Here is a 1,040-nt window from a genome sequence, read left to right as displayed (position 1 = left end):
CGGCGCACATCAGCCCATAGGGCAGGACCAGGATGAATGCCGCAGCAAGGCGCGGCACGGGAATCGAAAGAACCATGGGATGCAGCAGGCGATGGTGTCAGGCCCCCGCCAGCGCTTCGAAGGCCGGCGTCGCGGCCCAGGCCAGGCCCTGCGGCGTGCGCTCGCACACCAGTGCGGCCAGGCCCTGCCGCCGCGCGAAGTCCAGGCCGTCCTGCGGGCCCAGCACGGTGATGACGGTGGCCAGCGCGTCGGCTTGCATGCACTCGGCATGCAGCACCGTCACGCTCGCCAGCGCGTGGTGCACGGGTTCGCCGGTGCGCGGATCGATGGTGTGGGAATAGCGGCGGCCCGCATGGTCGAACGCATGCCAGAGGTCGCCCGAGGTGGCCACCGCCATGCCCTTGAGCACCAGCGCGCGCGGTGCATGGCCCGCGGGATCGGCCACGGCCACGCGCCAGGGCTGCCCATCCGGCCGGCGGCCGCTGGCACGCAGCTCGCCACCCACCTCCACCAGAAAATCGGTCCAGCCCTGCGCCTGCAGATGCTGCGCCACGCAGTCCACCGCATAGCCCTTGGCGATGCCGCTCAGATCGAGCTGCGCGCCACCCGGCTGCCGGGCCTGGCGGCGCGCAGGCTGCAACGCGATGCGGCCATGGCCCACGCGGGCCCGTGCATCGCTCAGGGCCTGGGGCGATGGGATGCGCGCCACGGGCCCGGCCTGCGGATCGGCCCCCGGGCCGAAGCCCCACAGGTCCACGAGCGGGCCCACGGTGGGATCCCAGGCGCCGCCGCTGCGCTGCGACCAGTCGAAGGCGCATTGCAGCACGGTGAAGAATTCGTCCGGCAGCGTGTGCCAGGCGCCGGCGGCGGCGCGGTTGAAGCGCGAGAGGTCGGAGTCCGGCTTCCAATGGCTCATCTGCTGCACGACCCGGCCCAGCGCGGCGTCGATGGCGGCACGCACCGGCTCGAGCGGCGCGAAGCGCGGGTTGCCCAGGCGCACGCGCCAAGTCGTGCCCATGGACTCGCCCGACAGCGTGTGC

1 protein-coding gene is annotated in these 1,040 nt (G+C 73.2%); it reads right to left on the bottom strand.

Annotated features, from left to right (window positions below; genetic code table 11):
* Positions 1-97 precede the first annotated feature (97 nt).
* A partial coding sequence (locus AC27KI_RS25685; protein WP_487116642.1) for an FAD:protein FMN transferase occupies positions 98-1,040 on the bottom strand: 943 nt, incomplete at its 5' end.

Source organism: Acidovorax sp. KPB24-03 (assembly GCF_057546605.1).
The sequence above is the reverse complement of the archived record's forward strand: the minus strand, read 5'-3'. Positions and strand labels throughout refer to the sequence as shown.